At 38.6% G+C, this 22030-nt stretch carries 22 protein-coding genes and 1 other RNA gene; 10 read left to right on the forward strand and 13 right to left on the reverse strand.

The window, feature by feature from the left end; genetic code table 11:
- Positions 1-3: 3 nt before the first annotated feature.
- On the forward strand, positions 4-837 hold the full coding sequence (locus tag GO621_RS02395) for a Cof-type HAD-IIB family hydrolase (RefSeq protein ID WP_157563853.1): 834 nt from the start codon (positions 4-6) through the stop codon (positions 835-837).
- Between the two features lie 49 nt (positions 838-886).
- Here the strand turns inward: GO621_RS02395 and ssrA are convergent.
- The 3 genes from ssrA to GO621_RS02410 all read right to left on the reverse strand — a co-directional run bounded on the left by ssrA (position 887) and on the right by GO621_RS02410 (position 3197).
- Positions 887-1255, reverse strand: a transfer-messenger RNA (tmRNA) gene (ssrA, locus tag GO621_RS02400).
- 190 nt (positions 1256-1445) lie between these two features.
- Positions 1446-2645 carry a pyridoxal phosphate-dependent aminotransferase gene (locus GO621_RS02405; protein WP_157563855.1) on the reverse strand — a complete coding sequence of 400 codons (1200 nt, stop codon included), beginning with the start codon at positions 2643-2645 and terminating at the stop codon, positions 1446-1448.
- A gap of 150 nt (positions 2646-2795) precedes the next feature.
- Complete coding sequence (locus GO621_RS02410; protein WP_157563857.1) at positions 2796-3197, reverse strand: DUF1573 domain-containing protein; 402 nt, start codon at positions 3195-3197, stop codon at positions 2796-2798.
- 143 nt (positions 3198-3340) lie between these two features.
- Here GO621_RS02410 and GO621_RS02415 point away from each other — a divergent pair, with 143 nt between their 5' ends.
- Positions 3341-5776, forward strand: a complete 2436-nt coding sequence (locus GO621_RS02415; protein ID WP_157563859.1) for an alpha-ketoacid dehydrogenase subunit alpha/beta — start codon at positions 3341-3343, stop codon at positions 5774-5776.
- Positions 5777-5937: 161 nt separating this feature from the next.
- Here GO621_RS02415 and GO621_RS02420 read toward each other — a convergent pair whose 3' ends face one another.
- On the reverse strand, positions 5938-6375 hold the full coding sequence (locus tag GO621_RS02420; RefSeq protein WP_157563861.1) for a hypothetical protein: 438 nt from the start codon (positions 6373-6375) through the stop codon (positions 5938-5940).
- A 156-nt stretch (positions 6376-6531) separates the two neighbouring features.
- Between GO621_RS02420 and GO621_RS02425 the strand changes: the two genes are divergently transcribed.
- Both GO621_RS02425 and GO621_RS02430 read left to right on the forward strand, forming a co-directional pair.
- On the forward strand, positions 6532-7008 hold the full coding sequence (locus GO621_RS02425; protein ID WP_157563863.1) for an antitoxin Xre/MbcA/ParS toxin-binding domain-containing protein: 477 nt from the start codon (positions 6532-6534) through the stop codon (positions 7006-7008).
- Positions 7009-7015: 7 nt separating this feature from the next.
- Positions 7016-7483 (forward strand): RES family NAD+ phosphorylase, encoded by a 468-nt coding sequence (locus GO621_RS02430; protein ID WP_157563865.1) that lies wholly within the window; start codon positions 7016-7018, stop codon positions 7481-7483.
- Positions 7484-7493: 10 nt separating this feature from the next.
- Here GO621_RS02430 and GO621_RS02435 read toward each other — a convergent pair whose 3' ends face one another.
- The 5 genes from GO621_RS02435 to GO621_RS02455 all read right to left on the reverse strand — a co-directional run bounded on the left by GO621_RS02435 (position 7494) and on the right by GO621_RS02455 (position 13034).
- Positions 7494-7928 (reverse strand): hypothetical protein, encoded by a 435-nt coding sequence (locus GO621_RS02435; protein ID WP_157563867.1) that lies wholly within the window; start codon positions 7926-7928, stop codon positions 7494-7496.
- A gap of 604 nt (positions 7929-8532) precedes the next feature.
- Positions 8533-9624 carry a chorismate synthase gene (gene aroC / locus GO621_RS02440; protein WP_157564114.1) on the reverse strand — a complete coding sequence of 364 codons (1092 nt, stop codon included), beginning with the start codon at positions 9622-9624 and terminating at the stop codon, positions 8533-8535.
- 124 nt (positions 9625-9748) lie between these two features.
- Positions 9749-11041: a 3-phosphoshikimate 1-carboxyvinyltransferase gene (gene aroA, locus GO621_RS02445; RefSeq protein WP_157563869.1), complete on the reverse strand. Its 1293-nt coding sequence runs from the start codon at positions 11039-11041 to the stop codon at positions 9749-9751.
- Complete coding sequence (locus GO621_RS02450; protein WP_157563871.1) at positions 11041-12147, reverse strand: chorismate mutase; 1107 nt, start codon at positions 12145-12147, stop codon at positions 11041-11043. Before GO621_RS02450 ends, aroA begins: the two co-directional genes overlap by 1 nt.
- 56 nt (positions 12148-12203) lie before the next feature.
- Positions 12204-13034 (reverse strand): prephenate dehydratase, encoded by an 831-nt coding sequence (locus GO621_RS02455; protein WP_157563873.1) that lies wholly within the window; start codon positions 13032-13034, stop codon positions 12204-12206.
- Between the two features lie 294 nt (positions 13035-13328).
- On the opposite strand from GO621_RS02455, the gene GO621_RS02460 reads away from it, so the two are divergent.
- Positions 13329-13634: a hypothetical protein gene (locus tag GO621_RS02460; protein WP_157563875.1), complete on the forward strand. Its 306-nt coding sequence runs from the start codon at positions 13329-13331 to the stop codon at positions 13632-13634.
- On the opposite strand, the gene GO621_RS02465 is transcribed toward GO621_RS02460, so the two are convergent.
- Positions 13631-14617: a PDDEXK family nuclease gene (locus GO621_RS02465; RefSeq protein ID WP_157563877.1), complete on the reverse strand. Its 987-nt coding sequence runs from the start codon at positions 14615-14617 to the stop codon at positions 13631-13633. The two genes, GO621_RS02460 and GO621_RS02465, sit on opposite strands and share 4 nt — an antisense overlap.
- Positions 14618-14679: 62 nt before the next feature.
- Between GO621_RS02465 and GO621_RS02470 the strand changes: the two genes are divergently transcribed.
- Positions 14680-14883, forward strand: a complete 204-nt coding sequence (locus GO621_RS02470) for a hypothetical protein (RefSeq protein WP_157563879.1) — start codon at positions 14680-14682, stop codon at positions 14881-14883.
- Positions 14880-15326 (forward strand): PIN domain-containing protein, encoded by a 447-nt coding sequence (locus tag GO621_RS02475; protein ID WP_157563880.1) that lies wholly within the window; start codon positions 14880-14882, stop codon positions 15324-15326. Before GO621_RS02470 ends, GO621_RS02475 begins: the two co-directional genes overlap by 4 nt.
- Before the next feature lie 33 nt (positions 15327-15359).
- Here the strand turns inward: GO621_RS02475 and GO621_RS02480 are convergent, their stop codons facing one another.
- Genes GO621_RS02480 through GO621_RS02490 form a run of 3 tightly spaced genes read right to left on the reverse strand, consistent with a single transcriptional unit; the run spans position 15360 to position 17534 of the window.
- The gene (locus GO621_RS02480) at positions 15360-16310 is read right to left on the reverse strand and encodes a sterol desaturase family protein (RefSeq protein ID WP_232335569.1); all 951 of its coding nucleotides are present in this window, start codon (positions 16308-16310) and stop codon (positions 15360-15362) included.
- Complete coding sequence (gene aroB / locus GO621_RS02485) at positions 16270-17325, reverse strand: 3-dehydroquinate synthase (RefSeq protein ID WP_157563882.1); 1056 nt, start codon at positions 17323-17325, stop codon at positions 16270-16272. Before aroB ends, GO621_RS02480 begins: the two co-directional genes overlap by 41 nt.
- A 2-nt stretch (positions 17326-17327) precedes the next feature.
- Entirely contained in the window at positions 17328-17534 is a 207-nt protein-coding gene (locus GO621_RS02490; protein ID WP_157563884.1) for an RNA-binding S4 domain-containing protein, read from the reverse strand.
- 68 nt (positions 17535-17602) lie between these two features.
- On the opposite strand from GO621_RS02490, the gene GO621_RS02495 reads away from it, so the two are divergent.
- From GO621_RS02495 to GO621_RS02505, 3 genes are all read left to right on the forward strand, one after another.
- On the forward strand, positions 17603-18808 hold the full coding sequence (locus tag GO621_RS02495) for a proline dehydrogenase family protein (protein WP_157563886.1): 1206 nt from the start codon (positions 17603-17605) through the stop codon (positions 18806-18808).
- 86 nt (positions 18809-18894) lie between these two features.
- Positions 18895-20610: a glycosyltransferase family 39 protein gene (locus GO621_RS02500; protein ID WP_157563887.1), complete on the forward strand. Its 1716-nt coding sequence runs from the start codon at positions 18895-18897 to the stop codon at positions 20608-20610.
- A 3-nt stretch (positions 20611-20613) separates the two neighbouring features.
- Complete coding sequence (locus tag GO621_RS02505) at positions 20614-21651, forward strand: hypothetical protein (RefSeq protein WP_157563889.1); 1038 nt, start codon at positions 20614-20616, stop codon at positions 21649-21651.
- Positions 21652-22030 lie beyond the last annotated feature (379 nt).

Genomic DNA, 22030 nt, shown 5'->3' on the forward strand with positions numbered 1-22030 from the left:
TGAATGAAGGTAAAACTGATTTGTACAGATGTTGACGGAACACTTTTAAACAAAAACAGGGCAATAGATGATTATACCGTAAAAGTAGTTGGGCAACTGGACAAAAACATCCAGTTTGTGCTGGCATCTTCGAGGATGCCGAAAGCACTCTGGCATATTCAAAAAACGTTAAATATGGAACACATGCCGTTGATTTGTTATAATGGTGGTTTGATATTATCTCAGGGCAAAATGTTTGATTCCGGAAAGGTACTTTCCTCCATTACCATTCCTGCAAAAAATGTTTATGCTATAATTAACCTGGCACGTTTTCATGCTGTTCATATCAGTATTTATCAGAATAATACCTGGTTAGCATCTGCTATGGATTTTTATGCTGAAAGAGAAATCAGCAATACACGTGTTCATCCTGATGGTTTATTAGGCGATTTTTCGGAGGAGGAATTAAATAATTTTATCAAAAACGGCGCCCATAAAATGATGTTGATGGGCAAGCCGGATTTAATTGATTTGATCGAAAAGAATTTAAGTTCAGATCCTGCAGTTGCAATATGGCGGTCAAAGGATATTTATCTGGAAATAACGCCTCCAACAAATAAAAGTGAAGGATTAAAAACACTCTTAAAAAAATTTCCGCCATACGCAAATATCACTTTAGAAGAAGTAATGAGTTTCGGAGATAATTATAACGATATGGAGCTAATACAAGACGTAAAGTTTGGTGTAGCAGTTGGTAACGGCGTGCAGGCGATTAAAGAAATTGCTTATGCCGTTACAAAACCGAATGTTGAACATGGCGTAGCAACTTATCTGGATAATTTTTTTGATAAAGCCTAATACGAAAAGCGTAAATTAAAAAAGGCGTTTCTGCTTCAGAAACGCCTTTTTGTGGACCCGGAGAGATTCGAACTCTCGTCCAAACATGGTATAAGGTAAGCCTTCTACATGCTTAGCTACTGTTTAATTGTCGGGAAAGGGAAGGTCAGCCGCGTACCTGTACCGTTTTCCGTAGGTGCTTTATCTCGTTCGCTTATCACACCCTAAGCAAACCAGTTTCTTATTTCGACGCTCCTGGTGATGATCCTAAGAAACCGCAGACCACCGGAGCGAAAGCTATGCTAATTCTAAATTAGGCAGCTAAGGCGTAGTTATTTTCGCCATTTGAAAGTTTGAGCGTTCAGATTAAAGCGCTAATTCACCCAACGCGCTGCATGCTTACTTACTTATCTCCATCCTGTCAATTCCGGTCGGGCCCTTTTAAGGCAGAAAGGTTAAAGGCAAAAGGTTTTAAGTGGATGCAAAAATACTGTTTTTATCAATAAAAAAAGAAAAAATTTATAGTTGATGGGTTATGGTTAATAGTTAATGGAAAAACAAACAGCAGTTCAAATGTCTATAATTTTAGTGCAGTTATACCATGAACTATTAACCACAAACTATCAACCTTATTCAACCCTGCCCGGATAAACTTTCAATCCTTCTTCCAAACAAACCATTGCTTTTTCCAGATCATCAGCATTTAAAACATATGCTAAACGCACTTCATTTAAACCTCCGCTTGGTGTACTGTAAAAGCCGGTTGCCGGTGCCATCATAACCGTTTGGTTTTCATAACTGAATGTTTCTAACATCCATTGGCAAAAGGCATCGGTGTCATCAATCGGGAATTTAGCAACAACATAAAATGCGCCGCCGGGATTCGGACAAAAAACGCCTTCTATCTTATTCAGTGATTGTACTAAAATATCACGTCGCTTAGTGTATTCATTTTTTACGTTGATAAAATAAGCATCCGGTGTATCTACCGCTGCTGCTCCTGCAATTTGTTCTACCATTCCAGGGCTTAACCTTGCCTGTGCAAACTTTAAAGCTGCTGCCAGCACTGCTTTATTTTTAGTGATGATACAACCCAAACGCGCACCGCAAGCACTGTATCTTTTAGAAACGGTATCGAGTACCATCACATTCTCTTCCAAACCTTCCAGGTGCATTGGCGAAATAAATTCCCGTCCGTCATAACAAAACTCGCGGTAAGCTTCATCCGAAAACAAATACAGATCGTACTTTAAAGCCAGTTGCTTTAACGCTTCCATTTCTTCTTTTGAATACAAATAACCTGTTGGGTTATTCGGATTACAGATCATGATGGCTTTGGTCTTTTCAGTAATTAACTTTTCAAAATCACTTATTGGAGGTAAGGCAAAGCCATTTTCAATATAAGAAAGAATGGGTTTAACCACTACGCCGGTTTGGTGCGCAAAGCCGTTGTAATTAGCATAAAAAGGTTCTGGGATAATTACTTCATCTCCGGCATCTAAGCAAGACATCATTGAAATTGTGATCGCTTCCGAACCTCCGGTAGTAACCAAAATATGTTCCGGCTTGATGTTGTATCCTAACTTATTGTAATACTCGGTAAGTTTGCTACGATAAGCCAACGTGCCTTCTGATGCGGTATAAGCCCAAACTTTAAAATCAATATTCTTAACCGCATTCAGCATCACCTCCGGTGTTTCAATATCCGGCTGCCCAATGTTCAAGTGATATACTTTTTTGCCATCCAATTTTGCCTTGTCTGCAAACGGCGTTAATTTTCTAATGGGCGAAGCTGGCATTTGCTGGCCTTTTTGAGAGATTTTTGGCATGCAACAAAAGTACAAAAAGTTGCATGGGATGCAGTTGCAGGTTTCCGTTAAATCAGATTAATAATTCTGCAAATGCTTCTTTTATGGCATAAAAAAACTTCGCCCCTTTTTACAAAGGCGAAGTTTTTTAGGTGGTAAAAACAGTATTGCTTATCGGGTGGTAGGCGTAGCAGCTTTTACTACTTCGCCCACAATTACCAGATATTTTGTCGGCGTTTTAGCGTTAGAAGTTACCACAATGGTTTTGTTAAAAGGCGCTTCAACAGCAGCATTGTAAGTAATTTTGATACTTCCTTTTTCGCCTTTTTTAACCGGTGTTTTGGTATAATCGGCAATAGTACAGCCGCAAGTAGGTTTTACTTCTGTTAAAATCAAAGGTTCTTCACCAATATTAGTATAAACGAAATCGGTAGTAACAGGTTTCCCTTGCGGTACTTTGCCAAAATCATGTTTTTCTTCAACAAATTTAAATTCGGCTTTGTTGTCAGTTTGTGCCGATGCGTTAATGGCAAATCCTACAACCATTGCGCAAATCATCATTAGTTTTTTCATAGCTTTTTATCAGACTGTTAAAACAAATATAAGTCAATTTTAATAAATAAAATTATTGATACGGCAAATTCATCCTTTGGTTATCCTTTTCTAAAAAAAACATTCCGCAGGAAATAGTATTTTTGCTGGTACAGAAACCAGAAATGCAAGAATTAGAACTCTCAAGTGCCATAGCTCAGCCGGATAAACCTGAATTAAGTTTTGATGACTTTAAGCAGATCGTTATCAACGATTACCGCGTTGCTGTAGAAAGCCGGCAAACCAGTATTTTGGGCCGTAAAGAAGCATTAACTGGCCGGGCTAAGTTTGGCATTTTTGGTGATGGAAAAGAAGTAGCCCAATTGGCTATGGCAAAGGCTTTTAAAAAAGGCGATTGGCGTGCCGGTTATTACCGTGATCAAACCTTTGCTTTTGCTACCGGGATTTCTAACGTAATCGAATTCTTTGCACAATTATACGCCCATTCGGATATTAAGCAGGAGCCTTCATCTGGCGGCAGGCAAATGAACAGTCATTTTGCCACGCGTTCGATGAATGAAGACGGAACCTGGAAGAACCAGGTGGAAATGAAGAATTCTTCTCCAGATATTTCGACCACCGGCGGACAAATGGCGCGTTTAATTGGTTTGGCCTGGGCTTCAAAACTATATCGCGAAAACAAAGAATTAGCTGATATGGGTTCGTTTTCTGTTAACGGAAACGAAGTTGCTTTCGGCACAATCGGCAATGGTTCTACTTCCGAAGGTATTTTCTTTGAAGTAATTAACGCTGCTGGTGTAATGCAGGTGCCGATGGCTGTTTCGGTCTGGGATGATGGTTATGCCATTTCTGTTCCGTCTAAATACCAAACGACTAAAGAAGATATTTCCGAAATACTGAAAGGCTTTCAGCGCGATGAAACAGCAGAAGGTTTTGAAATATTTAAAGTTCCGGGATGGGATTATCCAGGTTTGTGCGAAACGTATGAAAAAGCAGCGGAATTTTGTCGTACAGAACATGTTCCGGTGCTCATCCATGTTACGGAACTAACACAGCCTTTAGGACATTCTACTTCCGGCTCGCACGAACGTTATAAAACTAAAGACCGGCTGCAATGGGAGCAAGAACATGATTGCTTGTTGCGGATGCGTTCCTGGATGATTGATTCTGCCATTGCAACTGTCGAAGAACTGGATGAACTGGAAGGTCAGGCCAAAAAATATGTGCGCGATTGCCAGCGGGAAGCCTGGAACAACCTGCAAAAGGAATATATTGCAGAACGAGATGAAACAATTGAAGTGATCCAGGATTTAATTGCTGTTTCTGCTGTTGGTAAGCAACTGGAAGTACTTGTACAGCAGCTAACTAATTCGATTGACCTGGGACGAAAAGACATTATTTCTACTGTAAGAAAAGTGATGCTGTTTACAGCAAAGGAAAATACGCCAGAACGCGCAAAGCTGATGGAGTTTTTCCACCAGGAAAGCGAAAAAAATAATGTTCGTTATCATTCCCGTCAATTCAGCAATACACCAGAATCACCTTTAAATATTGTCATTCAGCCTCCGGTTTATGATGCTGATGCTAAAATGATAGATGGCCGTGAAATATTGAATGCTTGTTTTAGCGCCAATTTTATCCGCGACCCGCGCATTATTGCTTTTGGGGAAGATGTAGGCGCCATAGGCGATGTAAACCAGGGATTTGCCGGTTTGCAGGAAAAGTTTGGTGTATTGCGGGTAACAGATACCGGCATACGCGAAAGTACCATTATTGGCCAGGGCATTGGTTTATCCCTGCGGGGATTAAGGCCGATTGCAGAAATACAATATATTGATTACCTGCCTTACGCTATGAATGTACTGATGGACGATTTGACCACGATGAGTTACCGTACTTTTGGCGGACAAATTTCTCCGGTTATTGTTCGTACACGAGGGCACAGGCTGGAAGGCATCTGGCATTCCGGTTCGCCGATGGGAACAATTGTAAATGCACTGCGTGGAATGCACATTTGTGTTCCAAGAAACATGACGCAGGCTGCCGGGATGTACAATACGTTACTCCGTGGAGATGAACCTGCTTTAGTAATTGAATGCCTGAATGGTTACCGTTTAAAAGAAAAACTACCGGCAAATGTAGGCGATTTCACTGTTCCGTTAGGTAAAGCTGAAGTGATTAGAGAAGGAAAGGACTTAACCATTGTTACTTATGGTTCTGCTTTGCAGTTCGTACAACATGCAGCTGCAGAACTGGAACAAATGGGCATTTCTGTAGAAATTATCGATCCGCAAACACTTTATCCTTTTGATCTGGACCAGCTTTGTGCAGCTTCCGTTAAAAAAACAAATAAACTGTTGGTAGTTGATGAAGATGTTCCGGGTGGCGCTTCGGCTTATATTTTACAGCAGATTGTGGAAAAGCAAAATGCTTACTATTATCTGGATAGCCAGCCACGCACCTTAACTGCAAAAGATCATCGTCCGCCTTACGGTTCTGATGGTGATTATTTTAGCAAACCTTCTGTTGATGATATTATTGAGATGGTTTATGAGATGATGGGCGAGAGTAAGCCGGATTTGTTTCCAAAGATTTATTGATGCTTCTTTTATCAGCATAAAATTGTTGCTGCCATTATTGATTTGGAATATAATTATCTGCTCAATTCAAACCATGCTTCTTTTACCGGTATAAAAATAGTAAAGGTTGATCTGTTTACTTTTGATGCAAGGTTGAAAGGGAATTTGTAGAATGACGATCTTTATTTAAGATGTATTGTAACAGCATTATAAGTATCAGTAAAGTAACGTTCTCCAGGCTCAATCCAATAATCGTTAGTATTCTTAAAATCTAAATTACCTATTTTCAATACAGTTTTAACACTATCATAACCTACAGAAGAAACAATATGAAATGACTCTATTTTTCTATTGTTAGGATTGAAATAAATTAATAGTGATTGTCCCTCTTTGTCATAATTATTTTCAAAAAGTCTTTTCTGGGGTTTTGAAGGACCAGGAGGATTTTCTAAAGGTCTGCCTAAAACTATCCTTACTTCATCAATATTCTTTCCAATTAAAGCAGGAATATCAAATGTAACTTGAGGTGGTTTTGGTTCTTTACAACTGGCACAAATCAAAAGTAAAATGTACAGGAAATTTTTAACTGGTTTCAAGCTGTTAAATTCAACATTCATCATATTTCTGTTTTGTGGATTTGTAATTCCATTCTTTATACGGAGAATATTAACTATTGAATTTGTAAATTTAGAAAAAAAGCAAATGCTTCTTTTATCGGCATAAAAATAGTATCCGTAAAGATTTTCTATTTAAAAAGAAAATAATTACTTTTGTTTATGAAAGCAAGCAAGGAATATCAAACCATAGAAATTAAACCTTCCCTTTTATCAGAAAGGACGCAGGAAGCTTTAACCTTAATCAAACCTTACGAAAAGCTTTTCACTTCGCCGAAGGCAAAGCATGATGCCATTAAAAAAGGTTTGGAACCGAAAGCCATTCAGGATTGGATTGAAATAGCAGGCGTTACGCAAACGGATGCCGCGCACATCCTGGATTTAACCGAACCAACGTTAAGAAAATACATCAAAGCAGGAAAAGAACTGAACACCGGTTTAAGTGAACACCTCATTCAGCTTTTTGAGTTGTTTGATAAAGGCATGGATACTTTCGGCTCGCTGGAAGAATTTAAGAACTGGCTTCCGCACCATAACATTGGCATCGATGCTGTTCCGATGGATTTGTTGGATACGCTTACCGGGATCAATATCATCAAAAGCGAACTCATCCGTATTGATTATGGTGTAACTGCTTAATTTTCTGATGCTTTTATACAGGATTAGTCAGACTAAATATGCCAATAGTTTAACCGCTTCCGGGATTGACGGCAGATGGAACAGTTTGAATCAAAAAATGATTTACACGGCTGGTTCTGTTGCTTTGGCTTGTTTAGAAAATCTGGCTCACAAAAGTGGTGCTTCTTTGGCTGCCGGAAATTTTTCTTTAGCGATTATTGAGGTGGAAGATGATTTAAAGATCGAGGAGGTAAGGAGCGAGGACTTAGCAAGCGCTCATTTAAATTGGAATTCCGTAGATCAATATCCTTTAACCCAAAAGCTTGGCGATGATTGGTTGAATGCCAATACTGCTGCAATTTTAAAAGTTCCTTCTGCTATTATTGATCTGGAATATAATTATTTGATTAATCCAAACCATGCTTCTTTTACCGGTATAAAAATAGTAAAGGTTGATCGGTTTAGATTTGATGATAGGTTGAAAGGGAATTTGTAGTTTTTACTATTCACCTTATGATTACTTCAATGCCGCTATAAGACCTCAAAAAACTATACCTTGGCTCTGTTCTATAGTTCATTGTTTCAATAGAATCTAAATTTCCTACTTTCATTACATCTTCAAGATTATCATAAGGTACATCTGGATGAATATAAAAGCGAGTTATTTTGCGGGTACGAGGATCAAAATCTATTAGTAATTCTTGCCCGTTTTTGTGATACCAATTCGTATAACCTTTTACACTAGAATCAGAAGGATCAGGAGAAGTATCATCAGATTTACCTAAAACTTTCCTTACTTCATCAATATTCTTTCCAATTAAAGCAGGAATATCAAATGTAACTTGAGGTGGTTTTGGTTCTGTACAACTTGCACAAAACACAAGCAAAATGTACAAGAAATACTTAATTGGTTTTAAGTTGTTAAGTTCAATATTCATCATATTTCTATTAGTTGGATTTGTAATTCCATTCTTTATATGGAGAATATTAAGAGCCTGTTTAAATTTTGTCCTTCCTGGTTTTCATGCTTCTTTTATTCCATCAAACATTTTACAGCTTGTATTTTTGGCTAAAGCCAATTCTTGTTCCCTTTATCCACGGCCTGAAGGCCGTGGCAATTATATAAGTATGTTATGCTGTGGGTTCTGTTATTAGGTGTAAAGGAAAGGTATTTGGAAAACAAAGATAACTAAATTGCCATGGCCTTTAGGCCGTGGAATTTGTAAAATCAGGTTTGGCTTTAGCCAAAAAATCATAGAATGAAATTTAAACAGGCCCTAAATATTGAATTACAATAAGGAAAAAATAAAATGATTTTTATGGTCCCAATTTTTATCCTATAAAAGAAGCATCAAGCTAAAATTTAAAAGCATAAAAAAACGCTTTAAAGCTGATAATGTGGTACGTCGTAGTATAAAATCTAAGTTGCGTATTCGCACGAAATGGACACAGCCTTAAAGCGTAGTACAAATTTGGTTACTTTGAACTATAAAACAGATGCTTCTTTTAGCACACTAATTTTTATCTGATAAAAGAAGCATTAAACTACAACTTTGCACCAAAATTCCGCAACCACAAATCCGCCAAAACTAACGCCGCCATCGCTTCAACAATCGGCACCGCACGCGGAACAACACAAGGATCATGACGCCCTTTGCCTTTTATTTCGGCTGCATTTCCTTCGGCATCAACCGTTTCCTGATTTTGCATAATGGTGGCAACCGGTTTAAAAGCAACTTTAAAAGTAATTGGCATTCCGTTGCTGATGCCACCCTGAATGCCGCCGGAATTATTGGTTAACGTTTGAATATTTCCTTTTTCATCTTTCCTAAAAATATCATTATGCTCCGAACCCAGCATTTCACTTCCGGCAAAACCAGAACCATATTCAAAACCATGAACGGCATTGATGGAAAGCATGGCTTTGCCCAGATCAGCATGTAATTTATCAAAAACAGGTTCGCCTAAACCAACCGGACAATTTAAAATGGTACAACTTATTTTCCCGCCAACGGTATCGCCTTTTTTGCGGATGTCATCAATATAATCAATCATTTTAGCTGCCGTTTCCGGCTCGGCACAACGGACTATATTTTCTTCCCGGATACGTAAAAAATCTTTCGCGTTTTCAATTTTTACTTCCGGCGCATTCATTTTGCCAACGCTGGTTACAGAAGCTAAAATCTCAATTCCTTGTGCTTGAAGCAGCAATTTTGCTACTGCTCCGGCTGCTACGCGTGCTGCAGTTTCCCGTGCAGAAGAACGGCCGCCGCCACGATGATCACGGATGCCATACTTCGTTTGATAGGTGAAATCTGCGTGAGAAGGGCGGAAAGTATTTTCATTGTGGGAATAATCTTTCGATCGCTGATCTTCATTCGGGATCAGCATCGCGATTGGCGTTCCGGTTGACCTTCCTTCAAAAATGCCTGAAAGGATTTGTACGGTATCGCTTTCTTTGCGTTGCGTGGTAATTTTGGATTGTCCGGGTTTGCGTTTGTCTAATTCGGATTGAATAAAATCCGGATCAATTTCTAATCCTGCCGGACAACCATCAATAATAACACCGATTGCCGCGCCGTGCGATTCGCCGAATGTTGTAATGCGGAACGCTTGTCCGAAAGTATTGCCTGCCATTTGAGGTATGAGGTTTGAGGTATCAGGTTTTCTGTCATCCCGACGATAGGAGGGATCTTCATCGAACAACAAATTAGTTCGCTTTGATGAAGATTTCTCCCTTTGGTCGAAATAACAATGCGTTTTAATAAGTTACTTTAAATCCAGCTTTTTTCAAATCATCCCAAAATCCCGGATATGATTTTTCCACCACATTAAAATCTTCAATCTCCACTTCAGGAATAATCAAAGCCAGCGGCGCAAAAGCCATAGCCATGCGGTGGTCTTCGTAAGTGTTGATGAAAACCTTTTCGGGAATGCTTCTTTTAGCACAGTTTAATTTGTAAACCTGGCCTTTTTCTACCAGTTCCACGCCAATTTTTGCAAGTTCTGTTTGCAGCGCTTTTACGCGATCTGTTTCTTTGATTTTTAAAGTTTCCAGGCCGGTAAAAGAAGCATCGTGGCCTAAAGCTGCACAAACTACAATTACAGTTTGCGCCAAATCAGGGCAGGTTTTAAAATCAAAAATCTTGCGGACAACCACTTTTGGTTCTTTTCTTAGCCACACACCACCGTCTTTAAATTGAGAAGTGATACCGAAATTAGCCATAATCTCCGTAATTGTACTATCGCCCTGCAAACTGTAAAGCGTTAATCCCGGAAGAAAAATTTCTGCTTCATCACACAAAGCAGCAATGGCATACCAGTAAGAAGCAGCGCTCCAATCTGGTTCCACATAAATGGTTGCGGGTTGAAAAGGTTGATTTTTGATGGAGATAACATTCCCGTTCCATTGATGCCGGATGCCGCATTGCTGCAACATGGATAAAGTCATTTCTACATAAGGCCGGGAAGTTAATTCGCCTTCAATATGCAAATTTAAACCTAGCGGCAATTGTGAAGCAACCAACAATAAAGCCGTTATATACTGACTGCTGATATCGCCTTTAATATTAATTTCAGCCGTTTTTTGCTCAAATCCTCCGGTAATTTTAATTGGCGGAAAACCTTCCTTTTCTTCGTAAGAAATTTCAGCGCCTAAAGTTCGCAAAGCATCAACCAAAATTCCAATTGGCCGCTGCTTCATCCGTTCCGTTCCAGTTAAAATAACCTGATGCTGTTTTTGCAAGGTAAAAAATGCTGTTAAAAAACGCATGGCTGTACCGGCAGGGCCGATGTTTATTTCGGGTGCGAGGTGCGGGGTAAGAGGTACGGGCTCTTGGCCTGATCCTCGCTCTCCGCTCCCTGATCTTCCCTCCAAAACCCCCGCCAACGTAATCGTATCTGCCGCTTCTGATAAGTTTTCAACCTTAACTTTTCTTTCGCTTAAAGCTGCAATAACCAGGGCGCGGTTGCATTCGCTTTTAGAACCGGTAAGCCTGATCTCGGTCTTAATGGCTTTTTCAGGCTTACTTAAAATCAAATTCCCGGCTTCCATTACGCTTCGGCAACAGTGGAATTATTCATGATCTCTGTTTGCTTACGGATAGATTCGTGGTGCATCAGTTCCAGCAATTTCTCAGTAAAATCGGTGCTTAATTTTAATGCTTTGGCGTAAGAAGTGCGTTTGTGCAAAATCTCGTCCCAACGGGTTACTTGTAAAATGGTTACATTATTATCTCTTTTATAAGCACCTATTTTTTCTACAACGGCCATTCTTTCTGCCATTTTAGAAATGATCTGATCATCGATCTTGTCAATTTCCTTGCGCAGTTCGGCCATTTTATCCTTTACTTCTGCATTTTTCACTTCCGGTTTGCGCTGTGTTAAATGGTCCATCAACTCACTTAAAGCAGAAGGTGTAAGTTGTTGTTTGGCATCCGTCCAGGCAACAGAAGGGTCAATGTGCGATTCGATCATTAAGCCCTGCATATCCATATCCAACGCTTTTTGTGCGATGTATGGGATCAGTTCGCGGTTACCGCAAATATGACTTGGATCGTTAATCATTGGCAATTCCGGCGCTAAAGTTTTTAAGCTGATCGCTAAATCCCAATGTGGTTCATTTCGAAAAGCAGATTTTTCGAAAGAAGAAAATCCGCGATGGATAGCAGCCAGTTTGGTAATTCCGGCAGCATTAATCCGTTCCAAAGCACCAATCCATAAAGAAAGATCAGGGTTTACCGGGTTTTTGACCATTACCGGCACATCAACACCTTTTAAAGCATCCGCAATTTCCTGCACCGTAAACGGATTAACGGTTGAACGTGCACCGATCCATAAAATATCAACGCCAGCATTTAAAGCTTCTTCTACGTGTTTCGCATTGGCTACTTCAACAGCAGTTGGCAGGCCAGTTTCTGCTTTGGCGCGTTTTAACCATTCTAAACCAATGCTTCCGATGCCTTCAAATTCGCCCGGACGCGTACGCGGTTTCCAGATTCCGGCGCGTAGAACGCTTACTTTTCCTGTTTTAGCTAATAAATGTGCAGTTGCAAGTAATTGTTCTTCGGTTTCTGCGCTGCAAGGGCCGGCAATCAGCAAAGGCTCGTGGTTGATCTTCATCCAGGAGTTTAGCGGTTGTATTTTAAGATCGAGTTTCATAATGATGGAGTTTTATTTTGTAGGATTGTAGATTTTTATCGGGTAAAAGAAGTATGTTAGATTTTGTCGTTTTTACGGTATTCGCCTAAAATGTTAAAGTTATGGGTGTATTTTAAAGCTTGTTTAATAGCAGCATCGTATTGCTTTGGCTCCTGCCATTCCACATCTGCATAAAAATTATATTCGTTTGGTTTTCCTAAAACCGGCATAGATTGAATTTTGCTGAGATTAATTTCGTTTTCTGCAAAGATATTAAGCACTTTGGCTAAAGATCCAACCTCATTTCCAGCCTGAAAGCAAAGTGAAGCTTTATTCGGATCAGCAATTGTACCGTTATGTTTATCAGCCATAATCAAAAAGCGTGTATAATTCTTTTTATTGGATTCTATGCGTTTCTCCAAAGCATTTAACTCGTATAATTCGGCAGCCATCGTATTGGCAATGGCAACTGTGTCCATCAGCTTTTCATCATGTACACGTTTCGCGCAAGCCGCGGTGTCACTGCTTTCTATTACTTTGATTTGCGGATATTCTTCCATAAAATCAACACATTGCCGCAAAGCGATCGGGTGGGAGATGGCATATTTTACATCTTCAAACTTAACGCCCGGATAAGCCAGCAAATGTAATTGGATACGCAGGGAAACTTCGCCCACAACCGGGAAATTGTAATTCATCATCAGCGAATAGTTGGGCAATAAGCTGCCGGCAATGCTGTTTTCTATCGCCATCACCACGTAATCAGCTTCTTTGCGGCTTAATGCTTCAAATGTTTGCTTAAAAGAAGTACATTCTACCAATTCAATATCTTCTCCAAAAAACTTAACTGCCGCTTCCTGATGAAAAGAAGCTTTGATTCCTTGTATGGCAACCCGTGGTTTGTTCATGATGCTTGTAAATGCAAAAAAGTCCCGGCTGTTGGGCCCGGGACTTTTTGATGTTTTATTTCTTTATTTCAGATTTAACATATCAGACCCGGCCCTTACCACTAAAGTAAAAGTAAAAGAAACCGAAGAAAAATGTGTTGTTGATAGTCATTGTTGTATTGCGTTTTCAAATGTACATGGAAAAATGAGAATGTCAAGAGGAAAGTTGAAATATTTTCTGAATTAAGGAACTGATAACGTAGGGTATGCTTGCGGATTATTGTATATTTAGTAATAAAATTACATCAATTTATTATGGATAACTCAAATACGATAGGCATAAAATACAGAGCTTTACTTGTTGAAACTATAAATAAACTTGAAGATTTTAATAGTAGCACCTATAATTCAATTCTGAATTTAAGTATGCAAGGCGAATTAAAAGATATTGATGATTTATTTGAAAATGGTGAAGTTGTAAATTTTAAACTTGCTGATTTTAGAAATCTATCTGATCAAAACGTACAACATTTGATTGAAATAATGGATTTTATTAGTGAAAAGTATCAAATTTTAAAAAACATTAATACGATTAGTGATGATGATCTTTTACCATTTTAATTTTCTATCGTTCTGTCAAGAATGTCAGTATATGATTTTTTAATTAAGAATTTTATATCATTATTAAAGTCTTCGTCTTTTTTAAGTTCTACAAAATATTGATTAGGGTATTGTTTATAATGAGGTTTGACATTAGCAAAATTCGGAGAAGCACCTAAATGTGTAAAATAAATTTTTAGTGAAGATTGACTCAAAGTGCAATAAGCAAAAACTTTTACTCTTTTACCGTTTGGGTTATTAAGAGAAAAATCTCGGATTGTATATTTAATATCTTTATCAGCCAAATCTAACTCATACTTAAAATAATTATGTACATCCTTTGCTATAAATAATATTTTATCAGGTATCCCATTGCTTCTTTGTTGTTTTTCATATTCATCCCAAGAAGGAAAGCGAACCCGATTAAAAGAAGATGCTTTTTTAGCAAAAGTTTCTGAAATTATATAACTCTCATTTATATCTTTTGCGACAAATCTGCTTAAAGTCATTCCGAAAGTTTCTACATCATCAATAATTGTATTTCCTGCTAAAAATTTAGCTTTAAGATCAGAATCAATATCGCTACCAATTAAAATTCCTATCAATTTTTTACTTAAATATTTCTCATCAACATTGTTTACTCTGAAAATTTCTTTTTTCTTTTCAAAACTATTTAGTGACCTTAAATAATCATGCAATTGCGATAGATGTGCTTCTTCAAGTTTCCCTTTCTTCAATTCAACAACTGCTAAAAATTCATCATCAGGTTTGTCTCCTTTAATATAAATAAGCATATCTAACCTGCCATCACCATTAGAATCATTTCTTGCTCCTTTAATATGTATTTGAGTTTGTATGACTTCGACTTTTGAATTAATATCGCTAATACTTAAAATATCAGGATTTTCAATTAGAAAAGCTTCCATATGCAATTCGGTTAAGAACATTTTTGGTTCTAAATCAATTTGGGTTGCATAAGCTTGTTTAAATAATTTTATACTCATAAAAGGTTAATTTCGCGCAAAGTAGTAATTTCATTAATTTAGAGAAAATATCACATGAAAAGATGCTAATAGAAAGAACAAATAAAGAAGTAATTATTCGACTTCCGGCTTCGGTTGATACAACTGAATTGCAGCGGTTGGTTGATTACCTGACCTATAAAGAAGCAACGGCAAATTCAAAAGCCAGCCAGGAACAAGTAGATGAACTTGCCAAAGAAGTTAAAAAGGGCTGGTGGAAAGCGAACCGGGACCGTTTGATTAAATGAAGAAGATTATTGTTGACACTAACATTATCTTCAGTACACTTTTAAATTCAAACGGAACAACTGGCGATTTAATTTTTAACTCCAACGGATTCTTTGAATTTTACAGTTGTGATTACATGCGCTTTGAAATTCGCAAACACTGGTCTAAACTTATCAAAATATCAAAATTGACTGATGAAGAAATGCACGATGCGTATGAAAAGGTGCTAACTAAAATTAATTTTATAAATGAAGCTATTATTTCACCTGCAACATGGATAAAAGCCGAACAAATAGTTCGAGATATAGACCCTGACGATGTTGATTTTGTTGCGCTTACAAATCATCTAAAAGGTTGTTTATGGACAGGCGATAAAGAATTATATAGTGGATTGAAAGAAAAGAAATTCCGTTGTGTTTACAGTACTGCTGATATTGTTAAAAAGCGGTACAAACAAACCTAATAAAAACGGCTGCGATGGATTTGTCCATAATAGTTAATGTGATAGTTTCTGTTTATCCAACCCCGCATAATACTCCTTTTGCATCACCTTAGCAACCTGCGTACTGCCATCATGGCTCCAGCCGGGAGGCATTACCAAATATTTAACTTTATCTGCAAAAGTTGGTGCTTTTTTTACATCAGTTAGCAAAGCTTTCCACTCATGGAAAATGATGTTTACAGCACCCATATCTTCTGGTTGTGTAGTTAAGCCGTATTTAATTGGTTCCGGCAGATCTTCCTGAAAAGTACCAAATAACCGGTCCCAAATAATTAACAACATGCCCATATTTTTATCTAAATAAGGAACATTGGAAGCATGATGAATGCGATGATGCGCAGGCGTAACAAAAATAAAACTATACCATTTCGGGAAGTGGATTTCTGCCTGAGTATGCACTAAGTTGCCATACAATTGTGTTAGCAAATAAGCGTACAAAATATCCATAGCCGAAAAACCCATCAAGGCAAGCGGCAAATAGAAGAAAACACGATAAAGTGGTTCAAAAACAGTAGAACGAAAACCGGTAGTTAAATTAAAATGTTCAGAGGAATGGTGCGTAACGTGCATCGCCCAAAACATGCGACAATAATGGCCAACGTAATGCAAAACCCAATATAAAAAATCTTGCACCACAACCAGCACAAACCAGTACAAAAACACGTTTTTAATCTCGAACAAACGGAATTGATAGAAATAGTTCAGCACAAAAAACGTAGCGCCTTTAACCGTTAAGTTGATGAAAAACGTTAAAGTGGTAAGGTAAATATTCGTCCAGGTATCACGTTTTTCGTAGTATTTCCGGTCTTCGCGGTAGCTGAAATACATCTCCACCAGCGTGAGGATGATCAGCAGGGCAAACAAGCCGGCGGCAGCTTCATTTTTATGGTCTAAACCAAACATGTTAATAATTAAGGTAGAAAAGTAAACTTGCACAAAGTTCATCTTCCGTGCAGAAACTATCAATAGTGCATTGTCCGATCTGCGTCAATAACGAGCAGTTGATCCTGGCCGAAGCATTCTTTTTATCGCTTTTCATAATCTCGATCAAAGCCGGGATTGATGCTTCTTTTATCGGGTATTTTCCGTAGAAACGGCGCAGCGTTTGTACAATTTCTGTTAGTTCATCTTGTGGTAAACCGGTTTTTTGGACAGATAAAAATGCTTCGCAAACCATGCCGATCGCAACTGCTTCGCCATGCAACAACGGGTTTTTACCACTTTGCAAAGAAAAACTTTCAACCGCGTGGCCAATCGTATGGCCGAAATTCAGGATCTTGCGTAAACCTTTTTCTTCCGGGTCTTGCAATACAATATTGTTTTTTATTTCTACAGAATGGCGGATCAGTTCAGGGTCAATTTTTTCCGGCGATGCTTCTTTTAGCAGGTAAAAATAGTCGCGGTCTGCAATTAAACCATGTTTCAGCATTTCGGCAAAGCCCGAAACTAATTGCCTTTCGGGTAAAGTTTTCAGGAAATTTGTATCGATAAAAACAGCTTTCGGTTGTGTAAAAGTACCGATGATATTTTTAAGGTGATCCATATCGATGCCGGTTTTGCCGCCAACAGAAGCATCTACCTGCGAAAGTAAAGTAGTTGGTATTTGCACAAAATCAATCCCTCTTTTAAAAGTTGATGCTGCAAAACCGCCCATATCCGTAATCACGCCCCCGCCAACGTTGATGAGCAGGCTGTTTCTATCGGCACCAAAATCAATCAGCATTTTCCAGATGCCAATGCAAAAATCAATCGTTTTATTTTCTTCGCCGGAGGTAACCTCAATCAGGTCATAATCTGTTATTTTCAGGTGCTCGATCAAAAAAGGCAGGCAATGTTTTTCGGTTTGCTCGTCTATCAAAAAAAACACTTTCGTATAGTTGCCTTCTTGTAAAAACTGGTTTAATCCGGTAAAATTATCATTAAAAATAACCGGGTAAGAAATACTTTGTATCGTTTCCATGCTTATTTTACCCTTATTTTTTTGCCGTCAAATTCAACTATATCGCCTGCTTTTACCTTTAATCTTTTGCGAAAATCAACTTCGCCATTGTATTTAACCCGGCCTTCGGTTACCACAATTTGTGCTTCGCCACCGGTTTGTACTAAGTTGGTGGCTTTTAATAACTGGATCAGCGGGATAAACCCGCCTTCTAATTTAAATTCGATCATGCGGGTACAAAAATATAAAATTGCCTTTATCGGGCGTTATTCTATTGTTCAATAGCTAATTTTGTAAAATGGAAATCAGGGAGCCGAATCAAATAACTACTAAAAGTACGCCTTTATCTTTTGAAAACACAGAAATAGCTTTTCGGCATGAAAGTAACGCTGATTTAAAACGTGCTTACTGGTTGTTTAAAATCATCAACCTAAATTTTCTGGTTAAAATTGGCCCGCCTATAACCAACTTTGCTTTTAAAATCGGTTTGCCCATTAAACCAATCATAAAAGCAACTGTTTTTAATCATTTCTGCGGAGGGGAAACCATTGCCGAGTGCGGACCAACGATCCGTAACTTACAAACGGGAAAAGTAGGAACGATACTGGATTACTCGGTAGAAGGCGAAAACGAGGAAGCTGTTTTTGATGAAACACGGGACCAAATAATTGCGACGATAAAAAGGGCAAAAGGCGATACAGCCATTCCGTTAACAGTTTTTAAAGTTACCGGCGTAGGCAGTTTTGAGGTACTGGAGCAAGCAGATGCCGGGATACCGTTTACAAGTGAAGAAGAAATAGCCTGGCAAAAAATATTTGACCGGGTTGATTTGATTTGCCATACTGCTTTTGAACTCGGTGTACCTGTGATGATTGATGCGGAAGAAACGTGGATACAACGTACCATTGATTTATTGGCTCTAAATATGATGCGGCAGTACAATCAAAAAAAGGTGATTGTTTATAACACGTACCAGCTTTACCGGCGCGATAAATTAGCGTCATTAAAAGAAGATCACAAAGCTGCTGTAGAGGAAGGTTTTTTGTTAGGAGCGAAATTAGTGCGTGGCGCCTATATGGAAAAGGAAAACAAAAGGGCTGCCGAAAAAGGTTATCCGACGTTAATCCAACCGGATAAAAAAGCTACCGACCGTGATTATGATCTGGCCATTCGTTTTTGTGCGGAACATTTAGACCAGATTGCTTTTGTAGCAGGCACGCACAACGAGCAAAGTTGTAAGCTGTTGGCAGATTTATTGAACGAACAACAAATTGAACATAATCATCCGCATGTTTACTTTTCGCAATTGCTGGGCATGAGTGATAATTTAAGTTTTAACCTGGCAAATGCGGGTTACAATGTAGCCAAATATGTGCCTTTTGGGCCGGTAAAAGCTGTATTGCCTTATCTTTTTAGAAGGGCGCAGGAAAATACGGCTATTGCGGGGCAAACCAGCCGGGAGTTAGGGTTGATCAGCAAAGAAAAAAACAGGAGAAGGATTTAACCTGTTCAGGCTGATACTGTTTTTATCGCCTAAAAAATGTTAACCCTAAATAATTACCTTTGCAACTCATGATCATCGGGTAATACATGGCTGAATTAATAGCTCAGCAGAAAGCTTCATCAGATAAAGCAGTAAAGTATTTTCTGCTGGCCTGGGGCCTGGTCAATTTCCTGCAAAGTTATTTTACAGAACTCCATCCGGACGAGGCTTATTACTGGCTTTACTCGCGTTTTTTAGATTGGGGCTACTTTGACCATCCGCCAATGGTGGCTTTATTTATCAGTGCAGGCAGTTCTTTGTTTCATAACGAGTTGAGTTTGCGCCTGCTTACTGTTTTTAGCAGCACTTTTTCGTGGTGGGTTTTGTGGCAGGTCCTGAAAAAATACCAGGTGGAAGCCAAGTGGTTTGTACTTGTTGTTACTTCCATTTCCATCTTTCACATTTTCGGTTTTACCACCACGCCGGATGCGCCGCTTTTCTTTTTCAGTACGTTGTTCTACTTCTTTTACCAGCAATATTTAGAGAAAGACACGCCGGCAATTGCTGTTCTGTTTAGTTTAGCTTTGGCTGGCGCTTTATACAGTAAATATCACGCTGTATTGCTGGTTGTTTTTACGCTGATGGCAAACCCCAAATTATTTGGCCGGAAATCTTTCTGGCTGGTTGCCGTACTTACGCTGATACTGTTTTTACCGCATGTTTTTTGGCAATACAATCACGGTTTTCCTTCGGTGAAGTATCATTTAGTTGAACGGGAAGCAGACCATTACGAGTTCCAGTTTACTTATTTATTTCTGTTAGGGCAGTTGTTTATGGCTGGGCCATTGGTAAGCTGGTTCTGGTTTTACAGTATCAGCCGTTTTCGTGCTACAGATATTTTTACCAAAACTCTGCTGTTTAATTTTGTAGGCACCATATTGTTTTTCCTGGCGAATACCTTAAAAGTAGCCGTGCAGCCTCATTGGACACTGATCGGCTTTTTGCCGCTGGTTATGCTGGTATCCATCTCACTTCAACATAAACCCATGCCACAATGGCTGCAACCGCTTTTATACATTAATATTTTGCTTTTATTGCTGATGCGGCTTGGGCTGATGGTGAAAAATCCGATCAGCATGAAATTTGGCGTGATCAAAAGTTATTTTGGCAACCCGAAGTGGGCAAATTTAATTAAACAAAAAGCGGGAAACGCTTATGTGATCTTTCCGGATCAATTCCAGGATCCGTCCTGGTACAGTTATTACACCAACTCTTTAAAAGGTGTTGCTTACGATTCGCGCTTTTACCGCCGTACGCAATTTGATATTTGGCCTTTGGAGGACAGCTTGCAGCAAAAGCGCATTTATTTTGTTACCGAAGGGCCGATTAAAGGGATTAGCAGCGATATTTTAAATACACCGAAAGGGATTTTTTATGGCGGCTGGATTGATAGCTTGCGTACTTATCAGAAAATTTTGGTAGAAGCAGATTCTGCACAAATCAATGCCTCACCCGGAAAAACTGTTCATCTCAACCTTAAAATTACCAATCCTTATCCTAAAATAATTGATTTTAGTAACGTTCATCGGGCACATATTGTGGTTTTAAGAGCTTATGTGATGCAGGAAGATTCTATAATCAGCAATCAATTAGCTTCTGCAAATTTTAATCAGCTAAAATTTAAACCCGGAGAAACCCGTATTTTTCCTTTCGATTTAAAAATACCTTTGCAAAAAGGAAATTATACACTTTTGTTTTCTGTAAAAACAGCGCCGTTTGCGGGCCCGCGCAGCAGCAGGACCTTCAACCTTACTATTCAATAAACTATGAAATATACTTTACGCACCTGTTGCTTTTTAGCCCTGATGCTTCTTTTATCCACTAAAAATAGCATTGCCCAAAATCTGGATATTCATTTTAATGGTTTTGGTTTTATGGATAACCGCGAATACCGCGCATTTGAAGAACGTTCGCATACCTATTCCGGTGCACGTGCCGAACTGGACCTGGGTGTTAATTTAGATTCTGTTAACCATTTTCGTTTTGGGGTGAACGGGATCCATGAGTTTGGCGCCAATCCGTTTTTCCTGAAAGCCGATCCGGTTATTTACTATAGTTTTACCGGTAAAAAAGGCTGGCTGTTTGATATTGGTTCTTTTCCGAGGCAAGATTTACTAACCGATTATCCTATTGCTTTATTAAATGATACGTTGCTTTATTATCGGCCAAACGTACAGGGTTTGTTAACCAGTTACCAAAGCCCGTGGGGCAAGGAAACGATTTGGATTGATTGGGTAAGCAGGCAAACAGCAACAGACCGGGAACAATTTATTTTTGGTGCGGCCGGAAAATATCTGCCTAATCCTTATGGCCCCTTCTTTTTATCACATTATTTTATGCTGCTGCACGATGCCGGCGCAGCAATTTTGCTTCCTAATGATTACATCCGCGATAATGGCGGCGGTCAGGTTCGTGTTGGTTTAGATTTCAGTCATAAAACCTTTTTAGATTCCTTAACCATTGAAGCCGGCGGAATGCTTTCGTTGGAAAGGGTACGAGGTTTGGATGGTTTCCAGATACCAAAAGGTTTTGTTGCCGAGATTAATATCAATCATAAACATTTTGGGCTGAAAGACAACTTTTACGCCGGCCAAGGCCATCATATTACTTATGGCGATGCTTTTTACGAAAAGAAAATGTATAACCGATTAGACCTGATTTATACACCATTTATTTATGGACAGGTTAAAGGAAGCTTTATTTTGAGTTTACACCAATCGCCCGGGAATTTGGGCGATAGCCAGCAAGCGTTCAGGTTAACGTATGATATCGGGCGGAAGAATTTGGTGCGGTTTAAGGATTAGTAAAAGATAATTTTACTTTAGATTGCATTTACTGCATTGCTTAAATATTTTCAAACCTCAAGCGGTCTAAAATTTGTTCTTCGGAATAAGGAAGTAAAGCCATGTTTTTCTTATTTTAACACAAATCTATTAAATAAGATCAACATATGTACCTTATTAGTAGGTTATAAATTTAATAAGAAAAAAAGCGCCTTTTGTAGTTCTTGTTTTTTGATCGAAAATCTAAGCTTATCTACTTAACTTTTAGCTGCTAAAAACAGTATTACTTATGATTCTAAATATCATCAACCACATGTTACTTTTACCACTATCCCATAGGTAAGTGCTAACTTTTAGAAATCAAATATAAATACTTTTGTAACTGAAAATATTTCCAGAA

Source organism: Mucilaginibacter arboris (assembly GCF_009754915.1).
Lineage (GTDB): Bacteria > Bacteroidota > Bacteroidia > Sphingobacteriales > Sphingobacteriaceae > Mucilaginibacter_A > Mucilaginibacter_A arboris.